This is a genomic window from Atribacterota bacterium (assembly GCA_028703475.1).
Taxonomy (GTDB): Bacteria; Atribacterota; Phoenicimicrobiia; order Phoenicimicrobiales; family Stramentimicrobiaceae; genus JAQVMU01.
In genome coordinates this window covers 1-2736 of record JAQVMU010000136.1, presented here as the reverse complement: position 1 = coordinate 2736, position 2736 = coordinate 1, and the positions used below count along the sequence as shown (strand labels likewise).

General features: G+C 29.2%; 3 protein-coding genes. All 3 read left to right on the top strand.

The genetic code is table 11. The features are described 5' to 3' along the window. The first annotated feature begins 335 nt into the window (after nucleotides 1-335). Complete coding sequence (gene hflX / locus PHQ99_08630; protein ID MDD4289637.1) at nucleotides 336-1592, top strand: GTPase HflX; 1257 nt, start codon at nucleotides 336-338, stop codon at nucleotides 1590-1592. Between the two features lie 224 nt (nucleotides 1593-1816). Then, a complete protein-coding gene (locus PHQ99_08625) occupies nucleotides 1817-2311 on the top strand; it encodes a GNAT family N-acetyltransferase (protein ID MDD4289636.1) in 495 nt (164 codons plus the stop codon). An 84-nt stretch (nucleotides 2312-2395) separates the two neighbouring features. Then, nucleotides 2396-2623 (top strand): hypothetical protein, encoded by a 228-nt coding sequence (locus tag PHQ99_08620; protein MDD4289635.1) that lies wholly within the window; start codon nucleotides 2396-2398, stop codon nucleotides 2621-2623. The last annotated feature ends 113 nt before the right edge of the window (nucleotides 2624-2736 follow it).

Here is a 2736-nt window from a genome sequence, read left to right as displayed (position 1 = left end):
AAAACCCTTCAACTCATTGATAAAAACAGGTTTATGTGCTATTATTGGTAAAAATATATTTCTGAAAAGTTTAATTGCAAGGATAAAAAGTTAATTTTAAATTTAATATCTAAAAAGACCAAATTAAAAAATTTAACCGAAAGAATCTAATCTTTATGGTTTAGACTTTGCAATGAATTTTTCGTATTTTCGTAATTTAGGATAAAAGGTAATCAGATTTATATTATTAAATTTTCATAAAATAGGTTGTTGATGAAAAGTGTTCATTGCAGCCTATTTTTTTTATTTTAGGAAGGCAAAAATAACTGTTAATTTTTAGGAGTGATAAAATAATTATGCTACGAAAAGAAAAAGTCTTTTTAATAGGAGTAAATATAAATAAACAATATCATTTTGATGAGTCAATGAATGAACTTAAGAATCTTGCTCTTGCTTGTAATTATAAAGTTGTAGGTCATGCTGAACAAAACTTAAAATGCATTAACAATTCTTTCTATATAGGGTCTGGAAAAATAGAAGAGTTGAAACTTTTGGCCAATGATAAGGAAGCAGATATATTGATATTTAACAATGAACTTTCACCTTCACAACTCAGAAATCTGGTTAGAGCACTGGAGTATAGAATCATGGACAGGACTTCTCTTATCTTAGAAATATTTTCCCGAAGGGCAAAGACAAGAGAAGCTAAACTGCAGGTGGAAATGGCTAAAATGCAGTATATGCTTCCAAGATTAGTAGGACTCAATGAATCATTAGCCCAACAAAGCGGAGGAGTAGGAACTAAAACCAGAGGACCTGGAGAGAAGGCATTAGAATTAGATAGAAGGCAGTTGGAGAGGAAGATATACGAGTTGAATAAAGAACTGGACTCTATTAGTAATGAGCGTCAAATTCAGCGCAAAAAGAGAAGCAAAAGTAAGTTACCCACTGTAGCCTTAGTGGGTTATACTAATTCTGGTAAATCTACTTTGATGAATGCCTTATTAGGGATGTCTGGAAAGCCAGAATCTAAAAAGGTAATAGAAAAAGACATGCTATTTGCTACTTTGGATACCTCAGTTAGAAAAATTAAATTGCCCGGAAGCAGGGATTTCCTTTTATCAGATACGGTTGGTTTTGTTAATGATTTACCACATAGTTTAGTCAAAGCTTTCCGATCGACTCTGGAAGAGGTAAGAATGGCTGATTTAATATTACATATTGTTGATATTTCTGATCCTGACTATGAGCAACAAATTAAAGTAACCGATAACACTTTGCAGGAAATTGGAACTGAAAATGTTCCTGTCATATATGTATATAACAAGATAGATTTAATTCCGGAATATAGTATGCAGACTATTAGTAATAAAGTATTTATTTCTGCGAGAAAAAAGATTGGACTGGATAATTTATTAGAGCGAATAAACCAGGAAATTAATAAAGAGTATATTAAATGCCGTATGCTTATTCCCTATAGTCAGGGTAATTTATTGTCATATTTAAATGGCAATACCTATATAAAATCGATTATTCATAAAAACAAAGGAACACTATTAAACTTAGAATGTCAGAAAAGTGATTATGAGCGATTCAAACAATTTGTCTGCTGAAAATCAAACTATGAGCTTATCATGCATGTTGATCTCTTAGAAATTAATTTTGTTTTAGCATTATAAGTATGGTAATAAATAAGCATACATGTTTTTAGTATAAAACTTTCTAAAATATTCTTATTTTATTATAATAAAAATGCGTATTCATTTTGTTAAAAAAGTTGAGTTAATAATCAGAACCAAATCAATGCATGATAAAAATATATTTTTAGAGATATTACATGGAATATTCAATAAATAAAATTCGGTTTAAGGATTGGAGTCAGATTAAAAAAATTTATTTAGAAGGAATTAATACCGGCAATGCAACCTTTGAAACAAAAGCTCCCAGCTGGGAAGAATGGGATGCAAATCATATTAAATCCTGTAGATTAGCAGCAAGGAAGAAGGACAAAGTATATGGTTGGGCAGCTTTAAGCCCTGTTTCCAGGAGAAGTGTTTATTCCGGAGTTGCTGAGATTAGTATATATGTAGGTAAGGATTATCAAGGTAAAGGTGTTGGTAATGCTTTGTTGAAAAAATTAATTAAAACATCTGAAGATAATAACTTCTGGACTTTGCAATCCACAATTTTTTTAGAAAACAAGGATAGTATAGCTCTCCATGAAAAATGCGGTTTTAGAATAATTGGAATCAGGGAAAAGATTGGTAAAATGAAAGATGGTACATGGAGAGACGTGTTTTTAATGGAAAGACGAAGCAAGTTACAATTCTAATTAAAAAATAATATCTGTCATTTTGATATATTAATCTATATTTATAAATTGTCTAAGAAAAGATAGGGCTGTAAAAGGAAAATAATGGCTATTCAAGAGATGATTATTGTAGTTTTAATTATTGCTTTAATAATTACTATTCTGGGTTTTCTATTTATGCTAAAAAGATATAATTATTTGAAAGAAGAAAACAACAAATTAAAATATTTTGTCTTGAAATTCAGGAATACAACAAACAATAAAAAACAGAGGCTTGATGAGTACCAATCAATTATTGATAAGATGAAAAGTAAATTTAAAGACAAGAATTGAATATAAGCTCAAAACCAAAATACAATAACTATTTATAATCTGAATTTGATTAACAGTTGAAAAAAATTTCTAAATGTATCATGTAAGTACAAATATCTGAGATTATATTGAAA